Below are 16,546 nucleotides of genomic sequence, written 5' to 3'. Positions count from 1 at the left end.
AAAAAACCGACATGACACAGCACATCACCAATTGGATTTCCGGCGCCCGCGCCGAGGCCACCAGCGGCCAGCAACTGCCCGTCTACAACCCGGCCACCGGCCAGCTCAGCGCCCAGGTGCAACTGGCCAGCCATGCCGACGTCGACGCTGCGGTGGCCAGCGCCAAGGCCGCGTTCCCGGCCTGGAGCAACCTGCCGCCGCTGCGCCGCTCGCGTATCCTCAACCGCTTCCTGGCGCTGCTCAGCGAGCACCGCGACGACCTGGCCCGGCTGATCACCGCCGAGCACGGCAAGGTCTTCACCGATGCCCAGGGTGAAGTGACCCGCGGCATCGAGATCGTCGAGTTCGCCTGCGGCGCGCCGCAGCTACTGAAGACCGACTTCACCGATCAGGTCAGCACCAATATCGACAACTGGACCTTGCGCCAGCCACTGGGCGTGGTCGCCGGCATCACCCCGTTCAACTTCCCGGTGATGGTGCCGATGTGGATGTTCCCGGTGGCCCTGGCCACGGGCAACACCTTCGTGCTCAAGCCGAGCCCCATCGACCCGAGCCCGAGCCTGTTCATCGCCGAGCTGCTGAAGCAGGCCGGGTTGCCGGACGGCGTGTTCAACGTGGTGCAGGGCGACAAGGAAGCGGTCAATGCCTTGCTGGTGCACCCGGACGTGGAGGCGGTTTCCTTCGTCGGCTCGACGCCGATCGCCAACCATATCTATGAGACCGGCGCCCGCCACGGCAAGCGCGTGCAGGCCCTGGGCGGGGCGAAGAACCACCTGGTGGTGATGCCTGATGCCGATATCGACCAGGTGGTGGATGCCCTGATCGGCGCGGCCTACGGCTCTGCCGGCGAGCGCTGCATGGCGATCAGCGTGGCAGTGTTCGTTGGCGACGAAACGGCCGAGAAGGTCATGCCCAAGCTGATCCAGCGTACCCGGGAACTGAAGGTGCTCAACGGCACCAACCTGCAGGCCGAGATGGGACCGATCGTGACCCGTGCGGCGCTGGAGCGGATCACCGGCTACATCGAGCAAGGGGTGAAGGAGGGCGCGAAATTGCTGGTGGACGGCCGTGGGTTCAATGGCCAGACCGCGGGTGAAGGCTGTGGCGACGGTTTCTGGCTGGGTGGCACGTTGTTCGACGAGGTCACTCCGGACATGCGCATCTACAAGGAAGAGATCTTCGGCCCGGTGCTGGCATGCCTGCGGGTCACGGATTTCGCCGAGGCGGTGGAACTGATCAACGCCCATGAGTTTGGCAACGGCGTGAGCCTGTACACCCGCGATGGCCATGTCGCCCGCGAGTTCGGCCGGCGTATCCAGGTGGGGATGGTCGGCATCAACGTGCCGATCCCGGTGCCGATGGCCTGGCATGGTTTCGGTGGCTGGAAGAAGAGCCTGTTCGGGGACATGCATGCTTACGGTGAGGAAGGCGTGCGTTTCTACACCAAGCAGAAGAGCATCATGCAGCGCTGGCCGCAGGCGATTGCCAAGGGGGCGGAGTTCGCGATGCCGACCAGTAATTGATCCGGGCTGAGTGAAGACAGACGACCCCGCCCACGCAGCGGGGTCGTTTTTTTGCAACCAGCACCGGGCGTTCGCGGCCCGTCAGAACAACTCGGTGTTCTTGCCCGCCTGCAACGCAATCCAGAAACGCGCAATGCCCTGGGTCGTGGTGGGCTTGATGCCGGTCAGTTGTTCCACCAGCTTCAGGCGATAGACCAGGGTCTGCCGATGGATCTCCAGGTCGAACGCCGTAGCCTTCCAGTTGCCATCGTTTTCCAGGAACGTCATCAGCGTACGTAACAGCGCGGCGCTCTGGGTGCGGTCATGCTCGATCAGCGGACCGAGGTAACGACCGACCAGGGCGCGGGCTTCGGCCAGGGACTTGGGCGCCATGATCAAGCCGGTCTCCGCCTCCCCATAACGCAGCAGCGACGTCTCCAGGTCGATGGCCTGGGTCAGCGCAAGGCGGGCCTGGCGCACGCTTTCGCGAAAGCCGGTGGCCGCGGCGATCGGGCCGCTGACGCCGATGACGGTGTCGCTGCCGAGGTTGCCGCGCAGTGCTTCGAATACCGCGCTGTCATTGCGGCTGATCGCCAGGAGCAGCCCGTTCTCGCCCAGCAGCAGCGGAGTTGCAGCGTGCAAGGCCGGGGCTTGATGGACTTCATCGGCGGACCAGGCCCCCTGGACCGCAGGACGGATCGCCAGGCAGACCAGCGAACCTGCGAGGCCACGACGTTCGAGGATCGGCCGGGCGAGACTGAACTCGGTCTCGCTGTCCAGCAGGCTGCGCAGCAGGGCCGCGCCTTCCTCGCGCTGCTGGTCGCGCTGGATCATCAGGCGCTCCAGTTCGACGCCGAGCAAGCCGACCAGAGAGCGGATCAGGATCGAGTCATCGGCGCTGCGCCGGCTGCCGCGGGCCAGCAGCAGGTTGGTACGGGTGCGTCCGCCCAATGGGATGCGCTCGGCTTCTTGCAGTGCGGCGCGGTCCTGCGGGCGGGTTTCGACGATGAGGGTGGCGTCGATCGCATCCTCCAGGGCCAGGTTCAGGTCCAGGGTCGTGGCCAGGATGGTCAGGCGCCCGGTCATGTCCGGTGCCTTGCGCAGGGCTTCGGCGTAGGTCTGGAACAGGCGCTCGCTGGCGTTGAAGCGCTCGCGCTGGGCTTGCAGGACACTCTCGATGACGTAGTGCGACAGCTTGACGAACTCCAGCTCGAAGCTGGCCAGCAGGACGGGGAACAGCAGGCGGTCGGCGGCCTCCAGCAATGCCGGAGTGAGGGCAGGGGCGTCGCTGCGCGGAGCGACCACCAGGGCGCTGGCATTGCCCTGCACCAGGCGTTCGAGCCACGCGGCCTGGTCTTCGTCCTGGTGCGGCAGGCCGAGGCCGGTGGTCATCACCAGGTCGCCCGGCGAGATCCAGCGCCAGGGGTCCGGCAGGTCGACGGCATGGGCCCAGGTGATCGGTCGGTGGGTGCCGCCGGCCCCGGCGACGGCCCGCAATTTCAACAGTTCGATGGCGATCAGGTCGGCGACCGTGAGCATGGAAAAATCCGCTTTTGCACAGGCCTGACATGCTACTGGGTTGCGCGGGATGGCGGAATTTTTTGTGCAGGTGCGTGGGAAATTCTATCAATACCGATATCGCACGCCGCCAGGAAAGTTCCCTTGATCGATCGCTGGCAGTGGGTGGTCAAACTGCCTGAAATTCCCGTTTTAGAGCCGCCCAGCCCGGAAAAGCATTCTTTCGATATAACCCTAAAAGCCTGTTGTCGGGTGATTTCCCTGCCACTAGCCTCATCCTGCTACCACGGACTATTCATCACCCAACAGCGCATCTGGGAGGGAAACCAGCGCTTGGTAAAAGAGGTGCATCATGCCGTTCAGTGCCGACGTTTTGAATGTTTTGGCACGAGAAGTCTCTCCCGACCTGCGCTTCACTGCCTTGCACGATCTGGTCGTGCAACTGGGGTTTGATTTCTTCGGATTCTCCTGCTGGACCAGTTTCGACCCGCGGCCGGAGCTCTGGAATACCTGGCCCGACGGCTGGAGCCAGCGCTACAAGGCGTGCCGCTACAGCGAAACCGACCCGCGCATCGAGCATTGTCGCCGTTCGATTCTGCCGATCTTCTGGGATGAAAGCTGTTTCCACGCCGCGCCCGGTATCTGGCAAGACGCCCAGACGTTCGGCCTGTGTCACGGCTGGTCGCAGGGCTCGCATTCGGAAGGGGTGTTCAGCATGCTGGACGTGGCCCGTCGGGACGGGCCGATCTCCAATGAGGAATGGTACGAGAAGGCAGGGCAGGTCCTGCTGTTGTGCAACCTGATCCACATGAACCAGGTGGACGAGCTCCAGCGCAAGGTCGACGACCTGCACCTGACCTGCCGCGAGATCGAAGTGCTGCGCTGGTCGGCCATCGGCAAGACCGCCGAGGAAGTGGCCGACATCCTTCATCTGTCCGAGTCGACGGTGAACTTCCATGCGCGCAACACCATCGTCAAGCTCGGCGTGCAGAACAAGGTCGCAGCGATCGCCCGAGCGGCGCAACTGGGTTTGTTTTTCGATCGGAAAGACCGAGTGAGCGATGAACCCAGCGAATACACCCGACGCCTGAGCGATTGGGCCCTGGCTTCGGGATAAGGATTAACCTGTTGTTTTTGCACCATTTTGAGGAATCTGGTGACGATCTCGCCCCTGATTGGGGCGATATCCCGCCTGATAAACGGGATGGCCCCGCATTTATTTCCGTGACAGTGGCAGAAAGCCAGTTTTACTGGTCAATTCGTTAGCTAGCTTTGCTCTTGGCCTGTTAGTTGCCTCTCCGAATGCATTGGAATGTCGCCATTGGAGAGATCTATGTCGCTATCAAGCAACTCCATGCAGTTGTCGGGTGAAGAACGGCGTTGGCTGCCCTGGTTCGGCAAGACCGGAAAATTCGCCATGGGTTGGGCCTGCCGGGTCAATCGCGCGGCCTATCCGGTCATCGAGCAAACCTTCGAAGCCATTGCCGAGACACGGGTCAAGTTGCTCACCAACTGGGCCCAGGAACAGTGGGAGCACCTCGCCGAACTGGCCCAGGGCGTGGAAGACCTCAGCACCATCGACGGCCAGGCGTTGCAGGAAAAACTGCAACAGGCCGAGGACTTTTCCGAATTGTTCGTCATCGATGGTACCGGCAAGCTGCTGGCGTCGACCTGGGGCGGACAGGCGCCGCGCACCCTCGATCCGGCGGCGCTCGCCGAAGGGCTGAAGGCGCCGTTTCTCCATGGCCCGTACCGCGACCCGCTGACCCTGACCATCGGCCCGTCCTCGTCGCGTTTCCATGACGAAGTGACGCTGATGTTCTATCAACCGCTGAAGGTGGCGGGCAAGGTGCTTGGCTGCCTGTGCGGCCGGGTGCCCAACGATGTGCTGGGTGATCTGATCCAGCGCGAGGCCGGGCATATCTTCGCCGAGTCCGGGGACAACTACCTGTTCATGGTCCAGTCGCGCTTCGACCGTAACCTGCAGCCCGGCGTGGCGCTGTCGCGCTCGCGCTTCGAGGACGGCACCTTCAGCCATGGCGAGAACCTCAAGAGCGGCGTGCACACGCCCTGGAAAACCGTGCAGGTGCAGCGTCATACCGAGCTGGAGCTGCGCTTCACCGACCCGGCCACCCAGCAACTGCACCCCGGCGTACGGGAAACCATCCGCAACGGCTCGAACCTGTTCGTCACCTACCCGGGCTATTCCGATTACCGCCATATCCCGGTGGTGGGCAAGGGCGTGACCTTCCAGTTACCCGGCTCGCCAGACCGCTGGGGCATGATGTGCGAGGCCGACCTGGAAGAGGTCTATCGTCGCCGTTCCCTCAGCTACGGACTGATGAAACCGTATTTGGCCACCATGCTCGCTCTGTTCGCCAGCAATTATGCGGTGCAGCACTACAGCGGCCTGTCCCAGCACCTGATCGACCTGTGCGAGGCAGGCAGCCTGCTGCTGGCCGCGCTGGTCTTCAGTACGCTTGGCCCCAAACGGCTGGCTGCGCGCCTCAATGAACTGACTGGCGTCATTCGCACCATCGCCGAGGGCGAGGGCAATCTGCGCCAGCGCCTGGATACCTCGCGCATGGCCAATGACGAAACCGGCGATATGGGGCGCTGGATCAACAGCTTCATCGACCATCTGGACTCGGTGGTGGGGCAGGTGGTCAAAGCCAGCCACAGTGTTGGCACTACCAACCAGATGATGATCGGCCGCAGCCGCAAGGCCAGCAGTACCTCCATGGAAGTCGCGGAGGCGGTGCACCGCATGATGGTCATCGTTGAAGAGCAACTGGGCGAGATCCAGCAGGCCTCGGCCGGTGCGGAGCAGATGAAGCAGGCCATGGATGAAGTGGTCGAGCGTGCCCGCGAGCAGTTCCTCACCGTGCAGCAGGGTACCCAGTCGATCCGAGACGTGGTCGAGCGTTCCGCCTCCAGTGTGCAGCGGCTGGACAGCCGCATGGCGGAGATCGGCAAGATCAGCCACCTGATCAGCGACATCACCAACCAGACCAACCTGCTGGCGCTCAACGCCGCCATCGAAGCGGCGCGGGCGGGGGAGCATGGGCGTGGTTTCGCCGTGGTCGCCGATGAAGTCCGTAGTCTGGCCGCGCGAACTTCCAGCGCAGCCGAAGAAATCCGCCTTACCGTGGAGAGCCTGCAGGGCGAAACGCGTGAAGCCGTAGGCTTCATGGAGGACGGGGTGAACAATGTCGACCAGAGCCTGGGCCTCGCCGAGCAGGCGTCGTCGGAAAACGTGCAACTGCATCAGGCCGTGGAAAACATGTTTGACATCATCCAGCAGCTCAACCAGCGCAGCCTGGACTACGGTCGAACCATCAAGGAAGTGGACCAGTCCTCGCTGGAAATGCACCAGACCGTCAACGTTCTCCATGCCAGCGCGGAAACCGTGCGGCTCAACGCCAACAAACTGCAGAAACTGGTGGGCCTGTTCGAAGTCACTCGCGTCGGTGCGCAGCGCGAAGCCGCCTGAGCACAACCCGCGGGGCAGGGCGGCGGCGCCGTGCGAACGGTACCTGTCCCCGGGCAGAAACTTTTTTTAAATCAGGGGGTTGCCAGCATGGGTGAATGCACGCATAATGGCGTCCATCGAAAGCGACGAGAAATAAAAACCTCAACGTTTTCAAAGAGTTAGGTAAATCGAAGATTTCCGAAGCTCATCAGAGGCCGAGTAGCAAAGTGGTTATGCTCCGGATTGCAAATCCGTCTACGCCGGTTCGATTCCGACCTCGGCCTCCATATTCGAAAGCCCCCGCAGATTATCGTCTGCGGGGGCTTTTTATTTGGACGGAATTCGCCAATCGTTTCCGCATCATGCCTTGCTTCGTCTGATTCCTCGAGCTTCTCGTGTCGGGCTCGCTTCGAGAACGGCGGGGGGAGTGGTCTTGTAATGGAAGCTGGTGCTAAGACGTTCTGCATGCATGCGCCGCCCTCTGCGGTCGGATGCGAGATGCTGGCAGTTTGATAAGCGCAGCCTGTCTATCTCTCTAAACTTTCCCTACACTTACGGTTTCCAGGCAGAGGAGACGGTCATGAGCAGGACATACGATCACGCAACGGGCAATGCAGTTGATGAGGGTTTGATAGCTAGAAATGCCGGCAAGATTGCATTAGCCGCTGCCGCTGTTCCTGCTGTGCTGAATAGTGCGGATACCGTGAAGCTCGCAGGAAAAGTGCTCACTTTCATCGGCAAGAACCCCAAGGTTGCATTGGGTATCGCTGCCGTAGCGGGCGTGTGCTATGTGGTCCACCGTGCCACCGAGCCGGGCACCAAGATCAAGAAGACTGGGGACGGCTTCGAGTACGAGCGCTCTAAATAGAGGCTCCGTTTTGCTGATTGTCGCTTGAGCTGGTTGACGCAACTGCATCGGCAGGTTCCTTACGGTAAGGCTGACGCTGTCTTGGCCTGGCTCGATGCGTTTGCCCGGCAGGTGGGCTTCGAAACTGATCGACATACCCTCGGCCCATCCGGTGTATCGCCGGTAATGGGTGAGGGGTGGTTGTCCAGCGAACGATTCGGCCTGGCTGTGGTAAGTGCACGGATCAAGTTGGTGAAGGCCTTGAGCAGGGGCCGGGTTTCTCTCGCGCTTTCGATGCTCTCACCACCGGCCGCAGGAGATTTCTGACTCTCCTCCACCAAAGAAGCCAGATTCAGGAGTGGCGCAAAGGGTGCCTTCCATCCCCTGTGTCATCAATGATATTTGCATCTGTGTAACAAGTGATCATTCCTTTTTCAGTGACAAGCGTCGTCGGACCTCGATTTTTCCAGTTCGGAGCTGTCACGCAGCCAGAAAGAGTTATTGCGGCAAGCGCAATGGTCATGAGTTTTTTGATTACCCATTTGATGAGCGTCCTTACTTTTCAAGGTGCACACGGATACCCCCTAACGGCGCATTATTTCAAGTTCAGGATTTGAAATTCGGGCGTTAAGATCAAACATACTCAGCGGGCTCTGAATGTCACAGTGGTTGCTCGGTTGCTCGAACAACCCATCGCTCACCTGCGCCGTCGCAGCCATTCATCCGCGACCTCGCCCATGCTGGTTGCTGCGCCACTCTTGATCCACGCCATGAAGGCACGATCAAACCTGAAATCTTCGCCGCATTCGCGCACCAGGAACTGCCTAACCTGATATGTGTTGCGGTAATTCTGGTCGAGTGGGGTGGCGCGGGTGATTGGTCCGGCGTGCCAGTCGAAGCTCATCTCCATGTCCCTGTAGAGTGAATTCATCCGCAGCGTAGCAGTGGCTGCGGCACAAATCACTGATGGGCGCGGGTGGCTGGTGCTTGATTCCAAAGGGCTCCAAGGGGCATGATTCCGCCGCCTACGAAGGCTGATTCGTGATAAGTGGTTGATATCAAAGTCAATGTTGACTGGGCTGTACATCGATCCGAATCTGGCAACAGCCTCCACTTTTCATACCCCGTAGATCAGGATCTGCGGGGTTTTTCTTTGGACGGTAAATTAACGGAGAACCAGGGTGAGAGGCTTGGAAAAGTTCGTGTCGTTGCGCTTCGTCGCCCTGTTGGCGTTCATCGTCTTGGGCGCTGCCCTGCATGAAGCGGGCAAGGTCGGGTTCTGGGGCATGCTTGGCATCATGATGTTGCCCAATATCGCGTTCGCGCTGCTGAGGGCACGAAAGCCTCCGGCAAGCTGATTTGCCTGCGGCCCATCAAGCGCATCAAGTGCTGTATCGGGTGGTGGGCATGCGTTCGAATAGGCGCTCGCGTCAAACGGCCATTTTGAATCGTTAATGAAATTTTTTTTGGCGTTGATGAAGTTAAATTTAAGCCCGCCGTCGTTTTGATGAAATCTGCGGTGTTTCACATTTGACGCATTGTGGGGGTTGATCATCGCGGTTAACGTTTGCGTACTAATCAACTTTGCAGGACGCAAAGCCATGGGCCAAGCACGGCAGCGCAAACTGTTGGCGGGAAAATTAGAAAGTCTGGATCGAGAATGGCTACTGGCTCTGTCCGCTGAAGAGCGTTGCATTGTCGATATCGCCACGCGTATTCACCAGAAAATCGTCATGGAAGGTGGCATGTGGGGTGGTTGCTATCACCTGTCGTTTTTCCTAAAGCGTTACCTGAAGCAAGAACGCAACATCGACGTCGATGCGGTCATCGGCTGGGTCGGTGAGGGCTCGTGGGGCGGTGTTGCGTCCCATGGCTGGGTGGAGTTCCGTGGACGCAAGATCGACATGGCGTTGAGCCGTACCGAGAATCCGGACATCCTGCCGACAGGCAGTTTCATCGTGCTCGACCGGGTGCTGCTCAAGGGCACGACGGAGTACCGGTATTACCGGGAAATTCCCGAGCATGCCAAGGAAACCCTGGTCCAGATGGCCTTGCAGCCGCAGACCTCGGCCGAGTCGAAACTGGCCCATGCCAGGCATCGGCAGATGCTGGCGATGGTCGAGGATGACCAGGCCATCGATGCCTACCTGAGGACGGTAACCGGTGGGTTGGACTACCCGACGCTGGCGCGCTTGGCGGGCTTGCCCGTAGCCTGATCCGATCCCGCTTCCTGCATGAGAGCGCTTGGCTGAAGGAGCGTTTCGAGCTGAGGGCGGCGCCACTTCCCACAAATCAGTAGCGCCGTGTCTCTCAGCGATGCCGATGACGGCGCTTGTGCTTGTGTTTCCCGGAGTCGCGGTTGTCATCCGCCAGGTGGTTACCCACCGCACCACCGGCTGCACCGCCGAGGCCGGCGCCGATCATCGAGCCGGTCGAGCCGCCCATCTTGCCGCCCAGAAAAGAGCCGCCCGCTGAGCCAATGCCGCCACCGATCGCGGCTTCGGTGCGGTTACCCTTCTTCGCTGCCACCGCACTGCCGGCCGCACCGCCCAGGCCGGCACCAATTGTCGCGCCGGCGCTGCCTCCAATCTGCTGGCCGACCACATTACCCAGCACGCCACCGAGACCGCCACCAATGGCGGTGGTACCGTCACCGGCGATGGCGGCTTGGGACATCAGAAAACCTAGAGCGAGGGTAGGCAGCGAAAGACGCATGGGAGAAACCTCAGGGCAGGGGAGCAGTCAGTTGGGCAGGGGCAGGCAGGGTGTAATCAATCATCGTCGCGGTAGCGGCGATCATCGCGACGGTAGTCGTAGCGATCGTCGTAGCGACGGCGGCCGTCATCGTGCCAGCGGCGCTGGTCGCGATCGCGCCAGCCGTCGTCGTCACGGTCGTGGTGACGGTGGTGATGAGCGCAGCCGGCCGAGAGCAGGATCGCGGCAAGCAGGGAACACTGGGTCAGGCGGGTCAGCACGGTCATTTCCTTTAACCGCCGCAGGGCGGTAGATCGAGGGCGCTGCTATGACCGTGATTTTTGCGATTTGTTGCAAAGGCACCGCCAAGTCATTGGCGGACATGAAAAAAGCGCCTCGATGGGCGCTTTTCGGAGATTGGTGCGAGTGGCGGGACTCGAACCCGCAAGGCTTGCGCCGACAGATTTTAAGTCTGCTGTGTATACCAATTCCACCACACTCGCAGCTTGCCTCGAGATTCAGGAAGCTTCTCTAAGCAAGCGGGCTTTATAACTCATCGTTATATTCCCGTCAATGGTCAGGGCAACGGCTCAGCGTGCCATGTAGCGCTGCACCCAGCGCCGCGGGATCAGCAACGACGCCAGGCCAAGCAGGGCAGCTAGAATGCTGCTGAAGATCAGCGCGGCAAACCCCAGGCGGTATTCCAGCCAGCCCCCGAGCACCGCGCCAAACAACATGCCGCCCCAGGGCACCAGTTGCATGCGCCAGCCACTGCGGCGTTCGCCCATCAACCAGCGCCCCAGGCCCCGCCCAAAGCGCGAAAGGGCGCCGGTGACGTAGGTGAGGCCGATGGGCAGACCATTCACTTCCTCGACCGCCGCATTGAGCATGCCCATGGCCAGGATGGCCGCGAGCAGGGCCAGCAGTTCGAGGTAGTCGCCGCAGAACGCGGCGGCCATCAGCAGCAGGGCGGTGAGAGCCAGCAGTGGCCAGGCACGTTTGCGACTGGAGCGGGCGATCATCACGCCAAGGGCGTTGCCGATGACGAAGGTGACCACCAGAAGGGCCAGGCGCAGTATCAGCGAGAACTTGCCCTCGCTGACCGCCACCGCCAGGCGCGTGGTGTTGCCGCTCATGAAGGAGACGAAATCGCCGCTGGCGAGAAAACCGATGGCATCGGTCATGCCGGCCAGTATCGAAAGGCCGCCGACGAAGAACAGCCCGACCCGGCCACGTTGACGGTACAAGTGCAGTGCTTGCGGCCTGCGGATCGCGCCGGGATGTTCGGGCAGCATACCGGCAGCTCAGTCGCGCTCGATGCTGTTGGCGACCGCACGCAGGTCGCTGATCGAAGCCTTGAGCCCGGTGACCCGTTCGCTCACTTCGACGGCATCCTCGGCATGCACCGAGTTGCGCAGGTACAGGGCATGGCCGGCCAGACCATGGGCCAGCTGTTCCATGCCGTCGGCGGTGTGTTCGAGATCGTCGTGGATGCGTTTCATGCGTGTGTCGATGACCAAGGTCCCTTTTCCTCAACCGCGTGTCTGTCGTAACCGCCGGGCGCGCAGACTATAGCAACTCGCCGCTGTTCCCGCAGGCGCGCCCGCTACAATCGCGCTATACCTTGATCCAGCGCAATGGTTATGGGGCAAATATATGGTCTGCATCGCGATGTATCTGGCAGGAGATTGAACTTCAGTGCAGGAATACGCCTCACTCGGTGTCATCCTCAGCGTATGCTGTAGCTACACTCCAATAACAGTCAGCGGACCCCGAAATGGATCCTTCCGAACCCCAGGACCTGCATGGCATGAACTCCAGCCTGTACGAGCAACTCGTGCAGACCGTGGTGGACTACGCCATCTACATGATGGACCTCAGCGGCCATATCGTTTCCTGGAACGCCGGTGCCGAGCGCATCAAAGGATACCGTGCCGATGAGGTCATCGGTCGACATTTCTCGTTGTTCTTCACTGAGCAGGACTGTCTTGATGGGCGTCCGGCCTATCTGCTGGGCAAGGCTATCAGCGACGACCGCGCCCAGGATGAAGGGTGGCGCGTGCGCAAGGACGGTACCCGCTTCTGGGCTTTGGTGGCGCTGGATGTGGTGCGTTCGCCGGAAGGCAAGGTCATCGGTCTGGCCAAGATTACCCGTGACATCACCGATCGCCGCGATGCGGCCTTGCAACTCGATGCCATGCGCGCGCAACTGTTCCAGTCGCAGAAGCTCGAAGCCCTTGGCCAGTTGACTGGCGGCATGGCCCACGATTTCAACAATCTGCTGACCATCATCCTCAACTCGGCCAAGCTGGCGATCAAAAGCCCGGATCCGCAACGCACCCGGCGCTTGCTGGAACACGTGATCGACGCCGGCCAGCGCGGCAGCCAGATGACTCAGCAGTTGCTCAGCTTTGCCCGGCGCAAGGAACAGAACGTGGTACGGGTAGACCTGGCGGAGGTGGTCGAGTCGATTCGGGCATTGTTGCACCAGGCGCTGCCCAAGGATATCGAGTTGCATGTGCTGTGCGATGAAGGCCTGGCACCGGTCGAAGTGGACGCAGGGCAGTTGCAGATGGTCCTGCTCAACCTGGTGCTGAACGCCCGCGATGCGATGGAAGAGGGCGGCGAGATTCGCATCCACGCACGCAACCAGATGCTCCTTGGGGGGCGTGACGACCTGGTCGGGGCCTTCGCCCTGATCAGCGTCACGGATACTGGCAAGGGTATCGAAGAAGACGTGCTGCAACGGATCTTCGAACCGTTCTTCACCACCAAGGGATTCGGCAAGGGCACGGGGCTGGGGCTGAGTCAGGTGTATGGTTTTGCCAAGCAGAGCAATGGCGGTATCTGGGTCGATAGCGTGCCGGGGGAAGGTACCTGCATGACCCTGTGCCTGCCGGCAGTCGTCAGTAACGGGGAGGGCAGTGCATCGTGGAACAGCTCCAGCGTCTAGAGACCGGCATCCAGGGCCTCGACGATCTGCTCAAGGGCGGATTGATCGCAGGCGCCGCCTATATCGTCCAGGGTCGTCCTGGCTCCGGCAAGACCGTGTTGGCCAATCAACTGGCGTTCAATCATGTTGCGCGGGGTGGCCGGGTGCTGGTGGCAACCCTGCTCAGCGAATCCCATGAGCGCCTGTTCCAGTACCTGTCGACCTTGTCGTTCTTCGACCCGGCGAAAATCGGCGACCAGATCCAGTTCCTCAGTGCCTTCGACACCCTGGAGCAGGAAGGTCTGGAGGCGGTGGTGCGGCTGCTGCGCAGCGAGATTGCCCGGCACCGTGCGTCGCTGTTGATCATCGACGGCCTGCTCAATGCCCGCTCGCGGGCGGAAACCGTGCTCGACACCAAGAAGTTCATCTCCGAGCTGCAGGCCCATGCTGCGTTCGCCAGTTGCACCTTGCTTCTGTTGACCAGCATCCACCTGGAAGAAGACTGCCCCGAGCACACCATGGTCGATGGTGTAATCGAGCTCGGCGAGGACCTGCACGGCGCCCGCGCGGTGCGCCGTATCCAGCTGCGCAAGACCCGTGGCAGCGCGGCGTTGTCCGGGCTGCATGAGTGCGAGATCACCGCCGACGGCCTGCTGGTGTATCCGCGGCTTGAATCGCTCTACAGCCATCCGTCCGGCCCCGGCAGCGAAACCTGGGCGCAGGTGAGCAGCGGTGTGCACTGCCTGGACACCCTGCTCGCCGGCGGTCTGGCGCAGGGTTCGGTGACCCTGGTCATGGGCCCTTCCGGCAGCGGCAAGACCTCCCTGGGCCTGAGTTTCCTCTGCGCCGCCACGCCTGCGGCGCCGGCTCTGTACTTCGGTTTCTATGAGTCCGCCACCCGCCTGCGCATGAAAGCGGCCAGTCTCGGTCTGGATGTCTCGGCGCTGGAACGGGACGGGGCGCTGCACATCCTCTGGCAACCGACCACCGAAGGCTTGCTCGACGATGTCGGTGCACGCCTGGTACGGCAGGTCGTTGCGTTGGGTATCAAGCGGGTGGTCATCGACAACCTTGGCGCCTTTGCACGCCTGGCTACCCGCCCGGAGCGCCTGAACGAATTCTTCCGCGCCCTGATGGGTGAGCTGCGGGCCCACGACGTGACCGTGCTGGCAACCTGGGAAATGCGCGACCTGTTCGGCTCGGAAATCATCGCCCCGGCACCGGAGCTGTCGAGCATCGTCGACAACCTGCTGCTGATGCGTTTCGTCGAACTCAACTCGCAGCTCAAGCGCGTGCTGTCGATACTCAAGGTGCGCGACAGTCGCTATGACCCGGCATTGCTGGAGGTGGTCTTCGGCGAAGGTGGGATGGAGCTGCACAAGGCATTCAACGAGGCCGCCGCAGTGCTTTCGGGCACGGCGCAGCCGCTGGAGCGGTCCTGAGGGGCTGCGGTCTGACGATATGAGCACGGTCCTGGTAGTCGACGACGAGTACGTGATCTCCGATATCCTGGCGTTCGCCCTGGAGGATGCGGGGTATCAGGTAGAAAAGGCCGGCAACGGCGAGAAGGCCCTGGAAGTGCTGAACAAGACACGGGTCGAGCTGCTGATCACCGACTACATGATGCCGGCGATGAATGGCGAGGAACTGGCCCGCACGCTGCGCGACGACCCGCAATTCAAGACGCTGCCGATCATTCTCATGAGTGGCGCGCAAGGCAGTATCGGCCGGGAAAATCCCGGGCTGTTCGATGGGGTTCTGGATAAGCCTTTCGATCCCGAAACCCTGATCGCCATGGTCCGGCAATTGATGCCGTCGCCCGGGGGGTGAGCCCCGGTAGAGCGATCAACAGGAGGTAGGCGGTCCACGATGGCACTGGACCAGGCGCATCCGTGCGACTCGAGTCATGCGGACAACTTACAGATTGCCTTCTCCTTTCTCCGGTGCCGGGCTGCCAGCCTGAATGCGTTTGTAGATCTCTTCACGATGCACCTGGACGTTCTTCGGTGCGTCGATACCGATCCTCACTTGCATCCCTTTGACGCCTAGAATGGTGACCTTGATGTCATCGTCGATAACGATGCTTTCGCCAACCTTGCGGGTGAGTATCAGCATGTACTTCTCCTTGGTAACTTGAAATGCCTCATGGGCTGAACCCACGGAGGATGGGGGCGCCGGGGAGCGCTTCCCTCTTTCCCTTCATTAAAGACGCATTCGTTGAAAATTAATTCCCCGAGCAAAATATTTGCTGATGTCTTTTTCGGTTGGGAGTTGTTCGGATAGTCGGAACATTCGCCTCGCGAAATGCTCCACCCCGCAAGCATAGGGGGCTTGAAGGCATATGGGAAATTTCTCTTATAAAAAGAGAAACTTTCATGAAATAACTTTCATTTTATGTGGGTTTAACTCATTGATTTAAATGAGTTTCATTCATGCTTGGCAAGGTAACTTGGCGCCCTTGCCGAGGCGCGAAAGTGCGAGGTCAGGCGGCGTGGCCCAGCAGTGCCACACCTTTGATCTGCGCCCAGAGACGCTGTCCCACGTGCAGGCCGAGCTGGTCGCTGGAGTAGCGGGTGACCCGGGCCAGCAACGGGTGTCCAGCGGCGTCCAGGCTGACCAGCACTTGCGCCGGATTACCCTGCTCGCTCAAGGCGCGCAGGGTGACGGGCAAACGGTTGATGATGCTCGATCGGTTGTCCTCGGCGAGGCTCAGGCTGATGTCACGGGCCTGGATCTTGACTCGCAGGCTGGACCCGGCAGGCAGTGGCGCATGGGGAATGCGCAAGCGCAGGTCGCTGTCCGGCAGGTGCAGGTCGAGCAACTGGTAAGTGGCATCGTAGGCACCGCTGCGGCCTTCGATGATCACCCCGGCGTCTTCGTCCTGAGCCAGGGGCAGATCGAGGCGGGCGAGGGTCTGGTTGAGCGGGCCGCTGGCGAGGACCTTGCCCTGTTCCAGCAACACCAGGTGGTCGGCGAGGCGGGCGACTTCCTCTTGGGCATGGCTGACGTAGATCAGCGGGATCTGCAGTTCGCCGTGCAGGCGTTCCAGGTACGGCAGGATTTCTCGCTTGCGCGGGGCATCGAGGGCTGCCAGCGGCTCGTCCATCAGCAGCAGGCGCGGGCTGGTGAGCAGAGCGCGGGCGATGCCGACGCGCTGGCGCTCGCCGCCGGAGAGGGTGTCGGCCTTGCGCGCCAGCAGGTGATCGATGCCCAGCAACTCGCAGGCTTGCTGCAGGCTGATGCGGCGCGTGGCGGGATCGATGCGGCGCCAGCCGAACTCCAGGTTGCCGCGCACCGAGAGGTGGCTGAACAGGCTGGCTTCCTGGAACACGTAGCCGATCGGGCGCTGGTGCGGTGGTACGAAGATGCCGTTGGCCGAGTCCTGCCAGACCTTGCCCTCGACTTCGATATAGGCGTCGCCGGCCCGCTCCAGGCCGGCCAGGCAGCGCAGGCAGGTGGTCTTGCCCGAACCGGAGGCGCCGAACAGGGCGCTGACACCACGACCGGGCAAGTTCAGGTCGACGTCCAGGGTGAAGTCGTCGCGGGCGATGTTCACCCGGGCGCGGATGGACGAGGTCATG

17 protein-coding genes and 2 tRNA genes are annotated in these 16,546 nt (G+C 61.5%); 9 read left to right on the top strand and 10 right to left on the bottom strand.

All coding sequences use genetic code 11. The features are described 5' to 3' along the window. Positions 1-11: 11 nt before the first annotated feature. On the top strand, positions 12-1,523 hold the full coding sequence (locus tag AC5QPF_RS19730; RefSeq protein ID WP_494959491.1) for a CoA-acylating methylmalonate-semialdehyde dehydrogenase: 1,512 nt from the start codon (positions 12-14) through the stop codon (positions 1,521-1,523). Between the two features lie 81 nt (positions 1,524-1,604). On the opposite strand, the gene AC5QPF_RS19725 is transcribed toward AC5QPF_RS19730, so the two are convergent. After that, positions 1,605-3,041 carry a PucR family transcriptional regulator ligand-binding domain-containing protein gene (locus AC5QPF_RS19725; RefSeq protein ID WP_494959490.1) on the bottom strand — a complete coding sequence of 479 codons (1,437 nt, stop codon included), beginning with the start codon at positions 3,039-3,041 and terminating at the stop codon, positions 1,605-1,607. 331 nt (positions 3,042-3,372) lie between these two features. Between AC5QPF_RS19725 and AC5QPF_RS19720 the strand changes: the two genes are divergently transcribed. The 4 genes from AC5QPF_RS19720 (at position 3,373) to AC5QPF_RS19705 (ending at position 7,360) form a co-directional block, all read left to right on the top strand. Continuing rightward, positions 3,373-4,137, top strand: a complete 765-nt coding sequence (locus tag AC5QPF_RS19720; protein WP_494959489.1) for an autoinducer binding domain-containing protein — start codon at positions 3,373-3,375, stop codon at positions 4,135-4,137. A 195-nt stretch (positions 4,138-4,332) separates the two neighbouring features. Next, the gene (locus AC5QPF_RS19715) at positions 4,333-6,513 is read left to right on the top strand and encodes a methyl-accepting chemotaxis protein (protein WP_494959488.1); all 2,181 of its coding nucleotides are present in this window, start codon (positions 4,333-4,335) and stop codon (positions 6,511-6,513) included. 192 nt (positions 6,514-6,705) lie between these two features. Beyond that, positions 6,706-6,779 (top strand) — tRNA-Cys (locus tag AC5QPF_RS19710). Positions 6,780-7,072: 293 nt separating this feature from the next. Beyond that, positions 7,073-7,360 (top strand): hypothetical protein, encoded by a 288-nt coding sequence (locus AC5QPF_RS19705; RefSeq protein WP_494959487.1) that lies wholly within the window; start codon positions 7,073-7,075, stop codon positions 7,358-7,360. A gap of 676 nt (positions 7,361-8,036) precedes the next feature. Here AC5QPF_RS19705 and AC5QPF_RS19700 read toward each other — a convergent pair. Together AC5QPF_RS19700 and AC5QPF_RS19695 are read right to left on the bottom strand one after the other, a co-directional pair. Then, the gene (locus AC5QPF_RS19700; RefSeq protein WP_494959486.1) at positions 8,037-8,243 is read right to left on the bottom strand and encodes a DUF6434 domain-containing protein; all 207 of its coding nucleotides are present in this window, start codon (positions 8,241-8,243) and stop codon (positions 8,037-8,039) included. Positions 8,244-8,504: 261 nt separating this feature from the next. Then, entirely contained in the window at positions 8,505-8,894 is a 390-nt protein-coding gene (locus AC5QPF_RS19695) for a hypothetical protein (RefSeq protein WP_494959485.1), read from the bottom strand. A 46-nt stretch (positions 8,895-8,940) separates the two neighbouring features. Here AC5QPF_RS19695 and AC5QPF_RS19690 point away from each other — a divergent pair, with 46 nt between their 5' ends. Then, positions 8,941-9,555 (top strand): hypothetical protein, encoded by a 615-nt coding sequence (locus AC5QPF_RS19690; protein WP_494959484.1) that lies wholly within the window; start codon positions 8,941-8,943, stop codon positions 9,553-9,555. Between the two features lie 94 nt (positions 9,556-9,649). On the opposite strand, the gene AC5QPF_RS19685 is transcribed toward AC5QPF_RS19690, so the two are convergent. The 5 genes from AC5QPF_RS19685 to AC5QPF_RS19665 form a co-directional block, all read right to left on the bottom strand. Then, entirely contained in the window at positions 9,650-10,054 is a 405-nt protein-coding gene (locus tag AC5QPF_RS19685; RefSeq protein ID WP_494959483.1) for a bacteriocin, read from the bottom strand. Positions 10,055-10,110: 56 nt separating this feature from the next. Next, positions 10,111-10,320 (bottom strand): hypothetical protein, encoded by a 210-nt coding sequence (locus tag AC5QPF_RS19680; RefSeq protein WP_494959482.1) that lies wholly within the window; start codon positions 10,318-10,320, stop codon positions 10,111-10,113. A 131-nt stretch (positions 10,321-10,451) separates the two neighbouring features. Further along, a tRNA-Leu gene (locus tag AC5QPF_RS19675) sits at positions 10,452-10,536 on the bottom strand. Between the two features lie 87 nt (positions 10,537-10,623). Beyond that, on the bottom strand, positions 10,624-11,328 hold the full coding sequence (locus AC5QPF_RS19670; protein WP_494959481.1) for a DUF1275 family protein: 705 nt from the start codon (positions 11,326-11,328) through the stop codon (positions 10,624-10,626). A 9-nt stretch (positions 11,329-11,337) separates the two neighbouring features. Next, positions 11,338-11,535, bottom strand: a complete 198-nt coding sequence (locus tag AC5QPF_RS19665) for a hypothetical protein (protein WP_494959480.1) — start codon at positions 11,533-11,535, stop codon at positions 11,338-11,340. Between the two features lie 275 nt (positions 11,536-11,810). On the opposite strand from AC5QPF_RS19665, the gene AC5QPF_RS19660 reads away from it, so the two are divergent. From AC5QPF_RS19660 to AC5QPF_RS19650, 3 genes are read left to right on the top strand one after another with little or no spacing between them, the layout of a single operon-like run. Next, positions 11,811-12,986 carry an ATP-binding protein gene (locus AC5QPF_RS19660; protein ID WP_494959479.1) on the top strand — a complete coding sequence of 392 codons (1,176 nt, stop codon included), beginning with the start codon at positions 11,811-11,813 and terminating at the stop codon, positions 12,984-12,986. Next, a complete protein-coding gene (locus tag AC5QPF_RS19655) occupies positions 12,965-14,407 on the top strand; it encodes an ATPase domain-containing protein (protein ID WP_494959478.1) in 1,443 nt (480 codons plus the stop codon). Before AC5QPF_RS19660 ends, AC5QPF_RS19655 begins: the two co-directional genes overlap by 22 nt. Before the next feature lie 19 nt (positions 14,408-14,426). Then, positions 14,427-14,795 carry a response regulator gene (locus AC5QPF_RS19650; protein WP_494959477.1) on the top strand — a complete coding sequence of 123 codons (369 nt, stop codon included), beginning with the start codon at positions 14,427-14,429 and terminating at the stop codon, positions 14,793-14,795. An 87-nt stretch (positions 14,796-14,882) separates the two neighbouring features. On the opposite strand, the gene csrA is transcribed toward AC5QPF_RS19650, so the two are convergent. Both csrA and modC read right to left on the bottom strand, forming a co-directional pair. Further along, on the bottom strand, positions 14,883-15,080 hold the full coding sequence (gene csrA / locus AC5QPF_RS19645; RefSeq protein ID WP_330074515.1) for a carbon storage regulator CsrA: 198 nt from the start codon (positions 15,078-15,080) through the stop codon (positions 14,883-14,885). A gap of 367 nt (positions 15,081-15,447) precedes the next feature. Beyond that, positions 15,448-16,545 carry a molybdenum ABC transporter ATP-binding protein gene (modC, locus tag AC5QPF_RS19640; protein WP_494959476.1) on the bottom strand — a complete coding sequence of 366 codons (1,098 nt, stop codon included), beginning with the start codon at positions 16,543-16,545 and terminating at the stop codon, positions 15,448-15,450. Position 16,546: the final 1 nt, after the last annotated feature.

This window comes from Pseudomonas sp. Con_6 (genome assembly GCF_059379395.1).
This window is presented reverse-complemented; position numbering and strand designations above follow the sequence as displayed.